Below are 14738 nucleotides of genomic sequence, written 5' to 3'. Positions count from 1 at the left end.
GTGGCTCGCGATCCGAGCGGCCGTGCTGTCCGGCACCTGCCGACGGGCTCATCGCGATTCGGAACGACGTTCCGGTTCGGTGTCCGCTACTGTAGGCGGAACAACGTTCCGGCACAAGGGAGGCTCTGATGTCCGCGGTCTCGCGCACCAGCGACGACGGCGCGGTCGAGCATCGCCGGATGCGTGCCGACGCCCGAGGGAACGCGGATGCCCTCGTCGAGGCGGCGACGACGGTGTTCGCCGAGGCGGGAGTGGCCGCGCCGGTGCGCACGATCGCCGACCGTGCCGGCGTCGGCGTCGGCACCCTCTACCGGCACTTCCCGCTGCGGTCCGACCTCATCTCCGCGGTCTTCCGGCGCGAGCTGGACGCCTGCGTCGACGCGGCGGAGGAGATGGAGGCGGCGATGCCTCCGGGCGAGGCGCTCGACGCGTGGATCATGCGTTTCACCGGGTTCGTCGCGACCAAGCAGGGCCTCGCCGCGGCGCTGCACTCCGGGGACACGGCGTACGAGCCCCTCGCCGCGGCCTTCGCGACGCGGCTCGTGCCCACCCTCGAGCGGCTGCTCTCCGCCGCGATCGCGTCCGGCGACATCAGCCGGCGCGTCGACGCCGCGGAGTTCCTCGCCGCTGTCGCGAACCTGTGCCACGGAGGCGGCCCGTCGTCGCGCGCGTCCGGCCGCGAGGCCCGAATGGTGCGGCTGCTGTTGGCCGGACTGCGGAGCCCCGCCGACTGACGCGGGTGTTCGGCCCGACTCCGCCTGCCGATCGATACGCTGGGGCCAGTTGACATCCGCCCCGACCCGGAGGAGAACCGTGAGCCCGCTCGAGAGCCGCGCGACCGCGCCGGCCGTTCCGCACCGGGACCGCCGCGACGAGGAGATGGCCGGTACGACGCACATCGCCGAGGCCGCCGCCGTCCGGATCGCCGCGCTCGCCGCCCGGCGGGTGCGCGGTGTCCACACCCTGGGGGCCGGGACGCCGCGGGCGATCGGCGCGATCCGGGAGGCCGTCGGTGCGGACGACACCCGCAGCGGGGTGCGCGTCGAAGTGGGTAGCCGCCAGATCGCCGTCGACGTCGTGCTCATCGCCGAGTTCGGGGAGCCGCTGCGGGAGACGGCCGAGCTGGTCCGCGCCGCCGTCCACCACGACGTCGAGCGCCTCGTCGGGCTGCAGGTGACCGAGGTCAACGTGGAGGTCGCCGACGTGCACGTGCCCGACGGCCGCCTCGAGCGTGCCGAACGGGCGGAACGCCCCCGCCTCGACTGAGCTCCGATCCGGCGGGAGTCCGATACCGGCTGATTTCCGATACCGGCTCGACTCTTCCTGGCTGCCGCGGACGTGAACGGCCGGGAGCGCCGCTCAGCTCCGTCCCGCGACCCGCCGAGGCGGAACGGGATAGGGCGCTCCATCCCCGATCGCCATGGCGTGTCGCGGGACCGGCTCGCAATCCGCACGCACAGGCGGCACCCCCGACCGCAGCCGCAGACACGACGGCAGCCGCAGACACGAGCGGCCGGCACCCCACGAGGGTGCCGCCCGTTTCGCGGTGTGGGGAGAGATCAGGGCAGGCGCAGCCAGACCGCCGCGTCCGGCACCAGGGCGCCACCGTCGACGGCGTCCGGAACGCTCGCGAGCAGCAGCTCCGCGCCGGCCGGCAGCTCGAACGCCCGGTCCGAGGTGTTGAGCACCACGAGCAGGCCCGACGTGGTGAAGGCGAGGATGCCCTGCGCCGGGGCGTGCACCTGCGCCCACGCCATCGTGCCGGTGCCCAGCCGCAACTCGCGCCGCAGCGCGATCACCTGCCGGTAGAGCTCGAGCGTCGACCCGGGCACGCCCTCCTGGACGTCCACGGCGTGGTCGGCGAAGGACGCGGGCTGGGGCAGCCAGCTCGCTCCGGTGGGGGAGAAGCCGTAGGCCGGGGCGCCGGCCGTCCAGGGCAGGGGCACCCGGCAGCCGTCGCGGCCGACGTCGGCGCCGCCGCTGCGCACGAAGGTCGGGTCCTCGCGCACCTCGGCGGGCAGCGCCGTGGCCTCGGGCAGGCCGAGCTCCTCGCCCTGGTACAGGTAGGCGGACCCGGGCAGGGCCAGCATCGCGAGCGTCGCCGCGCGGGCGCGCCGCAGGCCGATTCCCGCGTCGGGCTGCTCGTCCTCGGCGCCGATGCCGGCGGCGCGGCCCGTCGGGTCGGCCAGGCCGAAGCGGCTGGCGTGCCGCACGACGTCGTGGTTGGACAGCACCCACGTGGTGGGTGCCCCGACGGCCTCGTTCGCGGTCATCACGCTGTCCACGGCGCGCGCCATCCCGGCGGCGTCCCAGCCCTCGATGAGGAACTCGAAGTTGAAGGCCTGCTGCATCTCGTCGGCCCGCACGTACTTGGCCAGGCGCGGCGCCGGCTCGACCCAGGCCTCGGCGACCATCATGCGGTCGCCGTCGTACTCGCCGAGGATGTCGTTCCAGTGCCGGTAGATCTCGTGCACGCCGTCCTGGTCGAACATCGGCGCCGGCACGTGCTCCTCGATCGGGTCCGCCCCGTCGGCGTGGGTGGTGCCCTCGACCATGGCCGTGTGCCCGTCCCAGTCCGGCAGGTCCGGGTGCTTGACGAGGCCGTGGGCGACGTCGACGCGGAACCCGTCCACGCCGCGGTCCAGCCAGAAGCGGATGACGTCGTCGAACTCGGCCACCACCTCGGGGTTGTGCCAGTTCAGGTCGGGCTGCGTGACGTCGAAGAGGTGGAGGTACCACTGGCCGTCCGGCACGCGCGTCCAGCCGGGACCGCCGAACACGGAAGTCCAGTTGTTCGGCGGCTCGGTGCCGTCCGGTCCGCGGCCGTCCCGGAAGATGTAGCGGTCCCGCTCGGGGGATCCCGGTGCCGCCGCGAGGGCCGCCTGGAACCAGACGTGCTCGTCGGAGGTGTGGTTGGGCACGAGGTCCACGATCGTGCGGATCCCGAGCCGGTCGGCCTTCTCCCGCAGCGCGTCGAAGTCCTCGAGCGTGCCGAACCGGGGATCGACCTGCCGGTAGTCGGCCACGTCGTACCCTGCGTCGTGCTGGGGGGAGAGGTAGAACGGCGAGAGCCAGAGAGCGTCGACGCCGAGGGCCGCGAGATGCTCGAGCCGGGCGGTGATGCCCGGCAGGTCGCCCATCCCGTCACCGTCGGCGTCCGCGAAGGACCGCGGGTACACCTGGTAGATGACGGCATCGGCCCACCAGGGGGTGGTCCGGGTGTCGGCCGGGGCGGGTTCGAGGGTCACAGGTTCCTCTCCTGGGATGATCGGTCGTGGCTCGGTCCGTGCGCAGGTGCTGGTCAGACCGCCGGTAACGATTCGGCGCCATCCACTCTCTCATGGGCGTAAGCGCTTGCATACGATGACGTCGCGTCACTACTATGACGCACGTCACTGGAGGCAACGGGCCTGTCCGTTCGTGGCACGTCTCAATGAGGAGAACCAGAATGGGAATGCGGAAGAAGATCGTCCCCCTGGCGATGGCGAGTGCCATGGCCCTGTCGCTGGCCGCCTGTGGGGGCGGCGGTTCCAGCTCCGGCGGCGGGGGTCAGCAGAACAGCGATGCATCCGCCAACATGGAGGGCCGCGGCCCGATCACGTACGTGCAGGGCAAGGACAACTCCAACGTCGTCGCCCCGATGATCGCCAAGTGGAACGCTGCTCACCCGAACGAGAAGGTCACGTTCAAGGAGCAGTCGGACAACGCCGATCAGCAGCACGACGACCTGGTGAAGAACTTCCAGGTCAAGAACCCGAACTACGACGTCGTCAGTGTCGACGTCGTGTGGACCGCCGAGTTCGCGGCCAAGGGCTGGCTCCAGCCGCTCAAGGACACGATGGCGCTCGACACGTCGAAGATGATCCCCTCGACGGTCAAGGCGGCGACCTACAACAACACGCTGTATGCCGCCCCGCAGTCCTCCGACGGCGCCATCCTCTGGTACCGCAAGGACCTTGTCCCGACCCCTCCGAAGACGTGGGACGAGATGATGAAGGACTGCAATATCGCCAAGAAGAACAACATGGGCTGCTACGCGGGTCAGTTCGCCAAGTACGAGGGCCTGACGGTCAACGCCTCCGAGGCGATCAACTCGGCCGGCGGCAAGATCCTGGACGACAGCGGCAAGCCCGCCGTCAACTCGGACCAGGCCAAGCAGGGCCTGCAGAACCTGGCCGACGCCTACAAGAACGGGGACATCCCCAAGGAGGCGATCACCTACCAGGAGGAGCAGTCCCGCGCGGCGTTCCAGAACGGCAACCTGCTGTTCCTGCGCAACTGGCCGTACGTGTACAACCTGCTCAAGGGCACCGGCTCGAAGGTCGCGGACAAGTTCGGCATGGCGCCGCTGCCCGGCAAGGACGGCCCGGGTGCCTCCTCGCTCGGCGGTCACAGCTCGGCCATCAGCGTCTACTCGAAGAACAAGGCGACCGCGCACGACTTCCTGAACTTCGTCACCAGCGAGGAGCAGCAGAAGGCGTTCGCGATCAACGGCTCGCTGGCCCCGGTGCTCGGGTCCCTGTACACGGACTCCGCCGTGGTCAAGGAGCTGCCGTACCTGCCCGTGCTGAAGACCTCGATCGACAACGCCGTGCCGCGCCCGGTGACCCCGTTCTACCCCGCGGTGACGAAGGCGATCCAGGACAACGCCTACGCCGCGATCAAGGGTGACAAGGACGTCAGCACCGCGCTCGACGACATGAACAAGGCACTGACGGCCGCGACCGCCGGCTCCCAGTGATTCGACGCCGGGGGCGGGCACGGACAGCCGGTCCCGCCCCCGGTCCCCTTTCTCTCATCATCATTCGGTGACCCGGGCCAGTACCGGGCGCGCACGAAAGGAGGGACCATGTCGACGGCTGTGGACGAGACCGACCTCAACGGCGGCGGCACGGCGCCCCAACCGCTCGAGGAACGGGCGGAGAAGACTCACGGGCGCCAGGCGACCATGCTGCTGGCTCCCACCCTGATCCTGCTGGGCATCGTGATCCTGTATCCGGTGATCAGCGCGATCACCCTCTCCTTCCAGAAGGACGAGGGCCTCGACCCCGCGACCGGCCTGTTCGTGGCCGGAGGACCCGCTGGCTTCAGCAACTACACGGCGTGGCTGCTCCAGCAGTGCCCCGCCGGCGCGGGCGCCTTCACCTGCCCGGACGGCAGCATCGGCGGCCAGTTCTGGTCGGCCACCGGCGTCACCTTCCTCTTCACCATCGTCACCGTGATCCTGGAGACCGTCCTCGGCTTCTGGATGGCGACGATCATGGCCCGCAAGTTCAAGGGCCGGGGCCTGCTGCGTGCGGCCGTCCTCGTGCCGTGGGCCATCCCGACCGCCGTCACCGCGAAGCTCTGGTACTTCATCTTCGCCGCGGACGGCATCCTGAACCATCTGATCGGCCAGACCATCCTCTGGACGGGCAGTGAGTGGCCCGCCCGCTGGGCCATCATCATCGCCGACACCTGGAAGACGACGCCGTTCATGGCGCTGCTCATCCTGGCCGGCCTGCAGCTGATCCCCGCGGAGGTGTACGAGGCCGCCAAGGTCGACGGCACGACCGCCTGGCAGCGGTTCGTCCAGATCACCCTTCCGCTGGTCAAGCCGGCCCTCATGGTCGCCATCCTGTTCCGCGTCCTGGACGCGTTGCGCATGTACGACCTGCCGGCCATCCTGACCGGCGGCGCCAACGGGACGACGACGCTGTCCATCCTCGTGATCCAGCAGATGCGTGCCGGCATCAACAGTGCGGCCGCCCTGTCGACCATCACCTTCATCATCATCTTCCTGGTGGCCTTCATCTTCGTGAAGTTCCTGGGAGCCAACGTCGTCGAGGGCGCCGGTCCGAAGCGCCGCAAGCGGAAGAAGGTGGCAGCATGACCGCCGTCGCGGGGCCTGCGGCCGGACAGGCCGAGCAGGAGCTCATCCCGAACAACTCCGCCAGCCGGCGCGACCGGTGGGCGAACATCCGCACCTACATCAGCGCGGTCATCATCCTCCTGTGGTGCCTGGCGCCGTTCTACTGGATGGTCGTGACCGCGTTCCGCGACGTGAACTACACGTTCGACAACACGCCCTGGCCGACGCACGTGACCCTGGACAACTTCCGGGCCGCGTTCGACGAGAGCACCGGCAACCACTTCCTGCTGGCGCTCGGGAACAGCCTCTTCGTCTCGATCGTGACGACGGTGATCTCGCTGCTCGTCGGCGTGTTCGCGGCGTACGCGCTCGCGCGGCTGAACTTCCGCGGCAAGTTCCTCATCCTCGGCTTCATCCTGGGGGCCTCGATGTTCCCGGGCGTCGCCCTGGTGACGCCGCTGTTCCAGCTGTTCACCACGATCGGGTGGATCGGCACCTACCAGGCGCTGATCATCCCGAGCATCTCGTTCGTGCTGCCGCTGACCGTCTACACCCTCACCTCCTTCTTCCGCGAGATGCCGTGGGAGCTCGAGGAGGCGGCGCGGATGGACGGCTGCACCCCGGGTGAGGCGTTCCGGAAGGTGATCATGCCGCTCGCGGCACCGGCGGTGTTCACGACGGCGATCCTGGCGTTCATCTCGGCGTGGAACGAGTTCCTCATCGCGAGCCAGCTCTCCAACGAGTCCACCCGCACGGTCACGGTCGCCATCGCGTACTTCGCGGGTGCGATCCAGCACCAGGAGCCGTACACCACGGTCATGGCGGCGGGCACGGTCGTGACCATCCCGCTGGTCATCCTCGTGCTCATCTTCCAGCGGCGGATCGTCGACGGCCTCACGGCCGGCGGCGTGAAGTAGCAGGGGAGGACACCGCCGGCATGCGATATGTGGACGACGACGACGAGGACGAGTTCGACCGCGAGGACGAACTGCGTCGGGTGCGGATAGCCGAGCACCTCGAAGCCGTGATCGGCTTCCTCGCGTTCGCCGTCATCGCCGTCGCCGGCATCGGCGTCTACACGGCGGTGACCGGGCAGCAGGCGTGGACGTGGTTCGTCGGCGCCGTCGTCCTCGCCGTCGTCGTCGTCGGCCTCTGGCGGCTGCGCCGCCGGCTTCCCCGGGTTCCGGTGCGGCGCCGCGCGTCCTGACGCCGGCGCCGCACCTCACCCGTCCATCCATCGGTCTCACCGGGAAGGTTCTCCTCCCATGCCCAGCATCGACGAGGNCCCCCCCCCCCCCCCCCCCCCCCCCCCCCCCCCCACCTCACCCGTCCATCCATCGGTCTCACCGGGAAGGTTCTCCTCCCATGCCCAGCATCGACGAGGTCGCTGCGCGCGCCGGTGTCTCCACGGCCACCGTCTCCCGCGCCCTGCGCGGCCGGGCCGGCGTCTCGCCGGACACCCGGGACCGGGTCCTGGCGATCGCCGATGCCATGGGGTACGTCGCCTCGTCCTCGGCGGCGGGCCTGGCCACCGGCCGGAACATGGCCATCGGCGTGCTCGTGCCCGTGGTCCACCGCTGGTACTTCTCCAGTGCGATCGAGGGCGTGGACCGGAAGCTGCGCTCCCGGGGGTACGACCTGGACCTCTACAGTCTCGGCGGCCACGGCACCAACCGGGAACGGGTGTTCCACCGGTCGATGCTGCGCAAGCGGATCGACGGACTCGTGGTGCTCTGCATGGCCCTGACCGACGAGGAACTGGCGGCGCTGCACGCGCTGGAACAGCCCGTCATCGTGGTCGGCGGTCCGGTCGAGGGCTGCCGGCACATCAGCATCGACGACCGTGCGGCCGTGCGGGACGCGACCGAGCACCTCCTCGGCCTCGGTCACGAGCGGATCGTCCACCTGGCCGGCGGCGGGTCCTTCGGCATCGACTTCTCCGTCCCGCGGCTGCGGGCCGCCGGTTTCGAGGATGCGGTGGCTGCGGCCGGCCTGGCCGTGGGCCCGGAGTCGACCCTGTTCGGCGACTACGCCGTGGGCACCGCGAAGGACGTCGTCGCCCGGGCCCTGGCCGGCGACCCTGGACGGCGGCCCACCGGGATCGTCGCCTCCTCGGACGAGATGGCGTTCGGCGCCCTGCTCGCGGCGGCGGAGGCCGGCCTGCGGGTTCCCGAGGACGTCTCGGTCATCGGCATCGACGACCACGAGTTCTCCGAGGTCTTCGGGCTGACGACGATCCGGCAGGACCCGATCGCGGCGGGGGAGCGAGCGGCGTCGATACTGCTCGCCGAGCTCGAGCACGAGCCGGGCGTGCCGACCGACCAGCCCGCGACCGAGCCGCACGAGCTCATCCTCCGCCGCAGCACCGGTCCGGCTCCGCTCCTGGCCACGGCCGCGTCGGGCAGCAGCCGCGCGGGTCGCGGCGTGATCGAGCGGGCTGGTGGTCACGCGGCGTCCCGGCCGATGGGTGCCGGGCTGAACCGGTCTCGCGCGCGGACCGTCTGAGGACACCGCCGGCCGACGGCACGGCCTGCCGGGGTCAGGCGCGCGGTCAGGACGCGCGGGCGAGCTGCTTGATCGGCAGCCACCGGCCGGCCAGGCGCCGGTAGGCGGCGGCCGCTCCGGTCAGGTCCGCCTCCGCGAGGCATTCGATGCCCAGCCGCAGGTCCGACGGGGAGTCGTCGGGATAGACGGTCTCCGCGACCTGCCCGTAGTCCAGAGCGACGGCCGCGCCGTCGTCGAACCCGTCGAGCCATTCCGACAGCTCGGCCAGTTCGCTGAGCAGGTCCATCTCGGGGACGACGGCGGCGAGGTTGCTCGTCGCGAAGTGGACGCGCCCGCGCGCCTCCTCGATCCCGGCGCACAGGCGGCAGTTGCGGATCCGGCCGCCGGAGCGGAAGACCTGCACGGGGTCCTCCTCGCTGAAGAGCGCGAACCACGCCAGGGGCACGCCCCACGTCGCGGTGCGGGTGTGCAGCCGGTCGGTCCCGTCCGAGGTGCGCAGGTCGTCGAGGTGACGTTCGAGGGCCTCACCGGGCACGACGAGCTCGGCCAGGTCGGTCGAGACGGCGTTGCTCAGTTTCTCGGCGGCGAGCAGGGCGCGGACGCCGAGCTGGCCGGGGTTGAAGAGGGTGTGGGTGGCGCCGGCCTCGTCCGTCACGTCGAGCGCGCGGACGTGCTCGGGCCCGACGGGGAAGGGCTGGTAGCGCGGCTCGCAGGCCCGGGCGAGGGAGGCGAGCATGTCCTGCCGATCCGCGGCGGCGGGGTCCTCGGCGTCGCCGATCAGACCGTGCGGCTCGAAGGCGCGCAACGGCTCGTACACCCGCAGGTGCGACTGGAAGGGCAGGCCGACGGCGACGTCGTACGTCCCTCCGACCGCCACGATGCCGACCATGGGGTCAGCGTAGACCCGCGCTCACGCGAGCTCCACCACCACGGGGGCGTGGTCCGACGCGCCCTTTCCCTTGCGTTCCTGCCGGTCGATCGAGGCGCCCGTGACCCGCGCGGCGAGGGCGGGTGAGCCGAGCACGAAGTCGATGCGCATGCCCTCCCGGCGCGGGAAACGCAGCTGCTTGTAGTCCCAGTACGTGTAGACGCCGGGGCCGGGCGTGTACGGGCGGACGACGTCGCTGTACCCGGCCTCCTCGAACGCGGTGAAGGCGGCGCGCTCGGCGGGGCTGACGTGGGTGGACTCCTCGCGCTCGAACAGCTCGATGTCCCACACGTCCTCGTCGCGCGGGGCCACGTTCCAGTCGCCGACGAGAGCCACCTGGGCGTCCGGATCGGCGGCGATCCAGCCGGCCGCCTGGTCCTTCAGGACACCGAGCCAGTCGATCTTGTACTGCATGTGCGGGTCGTTCCGGTCCCGGCCGTTGGGCACGTAGAGGCTCCACACGCGCACGCCGCCGCAGGTGGCCGCGATCGCCCGGGACTCCTGCACGGCGTCCTCCCCGTCCTTGCCGAACGTGGGCTGGCCGTCGAAGGTGCGCTGGACGTCCGCCAGCCCGACGCGGGAGGCGATGGCCACCCCGTTCCACTGGCTCACGCCGAAGTGGGCGACCTCGTAGCCGAGGCGCTCGAACAGGTCCCAGGGGAAGTTCTCGTCCTTGCACTTGGTCTCCTGGATCGCCAGGACGTCCACGTCCGAGCGGTCCAGCCAGGCCTCCACGCGGTCGGCGCGGGCCCGCAGGGAGTTCACATTCCAGGTCGCGATCCTCACCGCTCCAACGTACCAAGGCGCGGGGGTGCCGCCACCGCGGCCGCCGTGCCCGGCTGGCCAATTACTAGGATGTCCCAGTAATCTGGGGGAGACGTGGATCACACCGGCTCGACCCCGAGCGGCGGTCCGCGATCCTCGGTACCCGATGCGAAGGAGCTCCGGTGACGCGCGATCTCACCCACTACAGCGGCGGTGCCCACCGGGACGGCACGTCCGGCCGCTTCGGCGACGTCTACGACCCCGCGACGGGACAGGTGACGTCCCGCGTGCCCCTGGCCGACGTGGACGAGGTGGCCGACATCGTCGGCGTCGCCGCCGCGGCGCAGCAGGGCTGGGCGGCCACGAACCCGCAGCGCCGCGCCCGCGTCCTGCTGCGGTTCGTCGATCTCGTCAACGAACACGTGGACGAGCTGGCCGCTCTGCTCTCCGGCGAGCACGGCAAGACCCTGGCCGACGCCAAGGGCGACATCGCGCGCGGCATCGAGGTGGTCGAGTTCTGCGCCGCCGCCCCGCACCTGCTCAAGGGCGAGTTCTCCGACAGCGTGGGCACCGGCATCGACGTGCACTCGCTGCGGCAGCCCCTCGGCGTCGTCGCCGGCATCACGCCGTTCAACTTCCCCGCGATGATCCCGCTGTGGAAGGCCGGCCCGGCGCTCGCCGCCGGCAACGCCTTCGTGCTCAAGCCCTCCGAGCGGGACCCCTCCGTGCCGCTGCGCCTGGCCGAGCTGCTCACCGAGGCCGGCCTGCCCGACGGCATCTTCAGCGTCGTCAACGGCGACAAGGTCGCGGTCGACGCGCTGCTGGACGACCCGCGGGTCAAGGCCGTCGGCTTCGTCGGCTCCACGCCGATCGCCCAGAGCATCTACGCGCACGCGGCCGCCAACGGCAAGCGCGCCCAGTGCTTCGGCGGCGCGAAGAACCACATGATCATCCTCCCGGACGCGGACCTGGACATGGCCGCCGATGCCCTGATCGGCGCCGGCTACGGCTCCGCCGGTGAACGCTGCATGGCCATCTCCGTCGCCGTGCCCGTGGGGGAGCAGACCGCGGACGCGCTCGTCGCGCGGCTCAAGGAGCGCATCGACGGGTTGCGCCTGGGCGAGGCCACCGATCCGGACGCCGACTTCGGGCCGGTCGTCAGCGCCGCCGCGAAGGAGCGCATCGAGGCCGCGATCGCCACCGGCGTCGAGGAGGGCGCCGAGCTGGTGGCCGACGGCCGCGGCCGCACCGTCGACGGCTACCCGGACGGCTTCTGGGTCGGCCCCACCCTGTTCGACCGGGTCCGCCCCGAGATGGAGCTCTACCGCGAGGAGATCTTCGGGCCCGTGCTCTCCGTGATCCGCGCCGCCGACTACGAGGAGGCCCTCCGGCTGCCCAGCGAGCACCAGTACGGCAACGGCGTCGCCATCTTCACGCGTGACGGGGACGCGGCGCGCGACTTCGCGTCCCGCGTCGAGGTCGGCATGGTCGGCGTCAACGTGCCGATCCCGGTGCCGATCGCCTACTACACCTTCGGCGGCTGGAAGGCGTCGGGCTTCGGTGACCTCAACCAGCACGGCGCCGACGCGTTCCGTTTCTACACGCGCACCAAGACGGTCACCACGCGCTGGCCGTCGGGCATTCGCTCCGGCGCCAGCTTCGTGATGCCCGAGGGCAGCTGATGACGGCCGAACCGGCGGGCGCCGTCGAGCCGCCCGTCCTCACCGCGGTCCGGGGCCACCTGGGCGTCATCACCCTGAACCGGCCGCGTGCCGTCAACGCCCTGACCGCCGAGATGGTCGAGCTGATGCTCTCCGCGCTGGCCGCCTGGCGGGACGACGACGCCGTCGCCCAGGTGCTCGTCCGCGGGGCGGGTGACCGGGGCCTGTGTGCCGGCGGTGACATCGTGGCGATCTACCGGGACATGACGACGGGCGAGGCCGGCTCGACGAGGGCGAACGGCGAGCGCGACACGTCCGCGAGCGAGCGGTTCTGGGCGCGCGAGTACCTGCTCGACGCGATCGTCGCGGCCTACCCGAAGCCGTACGTCGCCTTCATGGACGGGCTCGTGCTCGGCGGTGGCATCGGGATCTCCGCGCACGGCAGCCACCGGCTGGTCACCGAGCGCACCCGCAGCGGCATGCCCGAGACGACCATCGGGTTCGCGCCCGACGTCGGCGGCACGTTGCTGCTCTCCCGCACCGGGGGCGCGGGGCTGCACGCGGCGCTGACCGGCGCCCACCTGGACGCCGCGGACGCCCTGTACCTGGGCCTGGCCGACCACCTGGTGGCCTCCGAGGACCTCGACGCGATCGCCACCGCGCTCGAGTCCGAGGACGCGGACGCCGTCGTCGCGCGGTACGCGACCACCGAGGTCCCGCCGTCGGCGCTCGCGGCCGGCCGGGCCTGGCTCGACGACGCGTACGGCAGTGAGTCCCCGGCGGCGGTCCTGGACCGCCTCGACGCGCTCGGCCGGACCGGTCACGAGGAGGCCGCCGCGACCGCGGCGACCATCCGGGAGAAGTCGCCGACCTCGGTGGCCGTCACCTTCGAGGGCGTGCGCCGGGCGCGGGACGCCGACCGGCTCGAGGACGTCCTGGCCGACGAGTACCGCGTGGGCCTGCGCCTGCTGCAGGGCCACGACTTCCCCGAGGGCGTGCGTGCCCAGGTCGTCGACAAGGACCGGACCCCGCACTGGGACCCGCCCACGCTCGCGGAGGTGGACCCGGCCGCGGTCGAGGCCTGTTTCGCGCCCCTGGGTGACCGGGAACTGAACCTCACGCCGGCGGAGGTCGCCGGCACGGCAGCGAAGGACGCATCATGACCGAGACCACGCCGACCCCTGCGGATCCGGCCGATCCGTCTGCCGAGTCCGGGAGGGCAAGCCGTATCGCCTTCCTGGGCCTCGGGCACATGGGCCTGCCGATGGCCGCCAACCTGGTCGCCGCCGGATACGACGTGGCCGGGTTCGACGTCGTGCCCGCCGCACTCGACGCCGCCCGCGCCGCCGGCATTCCCGTCGCCGACGACGCCGTCACCGCCGCGTCCGGCGCGCGGATCGTGATCACCATGTTCCCCAGCGGCGCCCACCTGCTGCGCGCCTACCGGGGAGAGGAGGACGGGCCGGGGCTGCTCGCCGCCGCCGAGCCCGGCACGCTGTTCCTGGACTGCTCGACCATCACCGTCGAGGAGTCCCGCGAGGCCGCCGAGGCCGCGCTCTCGGCCGGGCACCGCAGTGCGGACGCGCCCGTCTCGGGCGGCGTCGTCGGTGCCGAGGCCGGCACGCTGACCTTCATGGTCGGCGCGGACGAGGCCGACCTGCCGCAGTTGATGCCGCTGCTCGAGGTGATGGGCCGGAAGATCGTGCACTGCGGGGCCCACGGCGCCGGGCAGGCGGCCAAGATCTGCAACAACATGATCCTGGGCGCGAGCATGATCGTCTCCTCCGAGGCCTTCGTGCTGGGCGAGAAGCTCGGGCTGACGCACCAGGCGCTCTTCGACGTCATCTCCACCGCGTCCGGTCAGTGCTGGTCGGTCACGACCAACTGCCCCGTGCCCGGGCCGGTGCCCACGAGCCCCGCCAACCGGGACTACCGGCCCGGTTTCGCCGGGGCACTGATGGCCAAGGACCTCGGTCTCGCGCTCGCCGCGCTCGAGAGCACCGGCGTCGCCGCCGAGATCGGCCCGGCCGCGGCCGCCATCTACCAGCGGTACGCCGCCGGGGAGGGCGCCACCCGGGACTTCTCCGGCATCATCACGGACATCCGGGACGCCTCGGCGGGCGGCTCGGCTGCCGACGGGGCCGCTTCCGGCGACGCCGGCGTGGGAGGGTGAGGGCATGAGTGATGACGCGAACGCGGGGCACGAGAACATCGGGCACGAGAACATCGGGCACGAGAACATCAGGGTCGAGACCCGGGGCCGGGTCGGCCTCATCACCCTGAACCGGCCGAAGGTCCTCAATGCCCTGAACAAGTCCACGATGGACGAGCTGGTCGCCGCGGCGACGGCCTTCGACGCCGACCCGGGCGTCGGCGCCGTCGTCATCACCGGCTCGGCGAAGGCCTTCGCGGCCGGCGCCGACATCAAGGAGATGGCGTCGCAGTCCTACATGGACATGTACGCCGCGGACTGGTTCCGGCACTGGGAGGACCTGACCCGGCTGCGGATCCCGCTCGTCGCCGCCGTCTCCGGCTACGCGCTCGGTGGCGGCTGCGAGCTGGCGATGATGTGCGACCTCGTGATCGCCGCGGACTCCGCCCGCTTCGGTCAGCCCGAGATCTCCCTCGGCGTGCTGCCCGGCATGGGCGGCACGCAGCGGCTCACCCGCGCGGTCGGCAAGGCGCTCGCGATGGACATGATCCTCACGGGCCGGCAGATCGACGCCGAGGAGGCGCTGCGCGCCGGTCTCGTCTCCCGGGTCGTGGCCGCGGAGCGGCTGCTCGACGAGGCGCTCGAGGCCGCCGGCACGATCGCGGAGAAGTCGAAGCCCGTCGCGATGCTCGCCAAGGAGGCCGTCAGCACGGCCTTCGAGACGGGCGTGACCCACGGCGTGCAGATCGAGCGCCGGCTGTTCCACTCGGCCTTCGCCACGGAGGACCAGAAGGAGGGCATGGCCGCCTTCGTGGAAAAGCGGAAGCCGGAGTTCCGCCACCGCTGAGGTCTTCCCGCCGGCTCGCGTTCCGCGAG

Annotated in this window: 14 protein-coding genes; 11 read left to right on the top strand and 3 right to left on the bottom strand. The window is 71.6% G+C overall.

Annotated elements, in window-relative coordinates:
• Window positions 1-128: 128 nt before the first annotated feature.
• Window positions 129-734, top strand: coding sequence for a TetR/AcrR family transcriptional regulator (locus V6N00_RS07200; RefSeq protein WP_334231397.1), 606 nt, complete (start codon window positions 129-131; stop codon window positions 732-734).
• A gap of 79 nt (window positions 735-813) precedes the next feature.
• Window positions 814-1266 carry an Asp23/Gls24 family envelope stress response protein gene (locus V6N00_RS07195; RefSeq protein ID WP_334231396.1) on the top strand — a complete coding sequence of 151 codons (453 nt, stop codon included), beginning with the start codon at window positions 814-816 and terminating at the stop codon, window positions 1264-1266.
• A 293-nt stretch (window positions 1267-1559) separates the two neighbouring features.
• Here the strand turns inward: V6N00_RS07195 and V6N00_RS07190 are convergent, their stop codons facing one another.
• Window positions 1560-3248, bottom strand: a complete 1689-nt coding sequence (locus V6N00_RS07190; RefSeq protein WP_334231395.1) for a glycoside hydrolase family 13 protein — start codon at window positions 3246-3248, stop codon at window positions 1560-1562.
• 200 nt (window positions 3249-3448) lie between these two features.
• Between V6N00_RS07190 and V6N00_RS07185 the strand changes: the two genes are divergently transcribed.
• The 5 genes from V6N00_RS07185 to V6N00_RS07165 all read left to right on the top strand — a co-directional run bounded on the left by V6N00_RS07185 (window position 3449) and on the right by V6N00_RS07165 (window position 8356).
• On the top strand, window positions 3449-4741 hold the full coding sequence (locus tag V6N00_RS07185) for an ABC transporter substrate-binding protein (RefSeq protein WP_334231394.1): 1293 nt from the start codon (window positions 3449-3451) through the stop codon (window positions 4739-4741).
• Between the two features lie 207 nt (window positions 4742-4948).
• Window positions 4949-5872 carry a carbohydrate ABC transporter permease gene (locus V6N00_RS07180; protein WP_334231641.1) on the top strand — a complete coding sequence of 308 codons (924 nt, stop codon included), beginning with the start codon at window positions 4949-4951 and terminating at the stop codon, window positions 5870-5872.
• On the top strand, window positions 5869-6768 hold the full coding sequence (locus tag V6N00_RS07175; RefSeq protein ID WP_334231393.1) for a carbohydrate ABC transporter permease: 900 nt from the start codon (window positions 5869-5871) through the stop codon (window positions 6766-6768). The genes V6N00_RS07180 and V6N00_RS07175 overlap by 4 nt, the downstream gene beginning before the upstream one ends.
• Window positions 6769-6788: 20 nt before the next feature.
• Window positions 6789-7058: a hypothetical protein gene (locus tag V6N00_RS07170; protein WP_334231392.1), complete on the top strand. Its 270-nt coding sequence runs from the start codon at window positions 6789-6791 to the stop codon at window positions 7056-7058.
• A 158-nt stretch (window positions 7059-7216) separates the two neighbouring features.
• Window positions 7217-8356, top strand: coding sequence for a LacI family DNA-binding transcriptional regulator (locus tag V6N00_RS07165; protein WP_334231391.1), 1140 nt, complete (start codon window positions 7217-7219; stop codon window positions 8354-8356).
• 46 nt (window positions 8357-8402) lie between these two features.
• Here the strand turns inward: V6N00_RS07165 and V6N00_RS07160 are convergent, their stop codons facing one another.
• Together V6N00_RS07160 and V6N00_RS07155 are read right to left on the bottom strand one after the other, a co-directional pair.
• A complete protein-coding gene (locus tag V6N00_RS07160) occupies window positions 8403-9245 on the bottom strand; it encodes a DUF8083 family protein (RefSeq protein WP_334231390.1) in 843 nt (280 codons plus the stop codon).
• Window positions 9246-9266: 21 nt separating this feature from the next.
• Window positions 9267-10070, bottom strand: coding sequence for an exodeoxyribonuclease III (locus tag V6N00_RS07155; protein WP_334231389.1), 804 nt, complete (start codon window positions 10068-10070; stop codon window positions 9267-9269).
• A 161-nt stretch (window positions 10071-10231) separates the two neighbouring features.
• On the opposite strand from V6N00_RS07155, the gene V6N00_RS07150 reads away from it, so the two are divergent.
• The 4 genes from V6N00_RS07150 to V6N00_RS07135 are packed head-to-tail and all read left to right on the top strand — an operon-like array spanning window position 10232 to window position 14709.
• Window positions 10232-11731, top strand: a complete 1500-nt coding sequence (locus V6N00_RS07150; RefSeq protein WP_334231388.1) for a CoA-acylating methylmalonate-semialdehyde dehydrogenase — start codon at window positions 10232-10234, stop codon at window positions 11729-11731.
• Window positions 11731-12873 carry an enoyl-CoA hydratase/isomerase family protein gene (locus tag V6N00_RS07145; protein WP_334231387.1) on the top strand — a complete coding sequence of 381 codons (1143 nt, stop codon included), beginning with the start codon at window positions 11731-11733 and terminating at the stop codon, window positions 12871-12873. Before V6N00_RS07150 ends, V6N00_RS07145 begins: the two co-directional genes overlap by 1 nt.
• A complete protein-coding gene (gene mmsB / locus V6N00_RS07140) occupies window positions 12870-13883 on the top strand; it encodes a 3-hydroxyisobutyrate dehydrogenase (protein WP_334231386.1) in 1014 nt (337 codons plus the stop codon). The genes V6N00_RS07145 and mmsB overlap by 4 nt, the downstream gene beginning before the upstream one ends.
• A 4-nt stretch (window positions 13884-13887) precedes the next feature.
• Window positions 13888-14709 (top strand): enoyl-CoA hydratase, encoded by an 822-nt coding sequence (locus V6N00_RS07135; RefSeq protein WP_334231385.1) that lies wholly within the window; start codon window positions 13888-13890, stop codon window positions 14707-14709.
• Window positions 14710-14738: the final 29 nt, after the last annotated feature.

The sequence above is a fragment of the Tersicoccus mangrovi genome, from assembly GCF_036881825.1.
Classification (GTDB): domain Bacteria; phylum Actinomycetota; class Actinomycetes; order Actinomycetales; family Micrococcaceae; genus Tersicoccus; species Tersicoccus mangrovi.
Note: the sequence above shows the minus strand (reverse complement) of the source record. Positions and strands in the feature narration are given on the sequence as shown.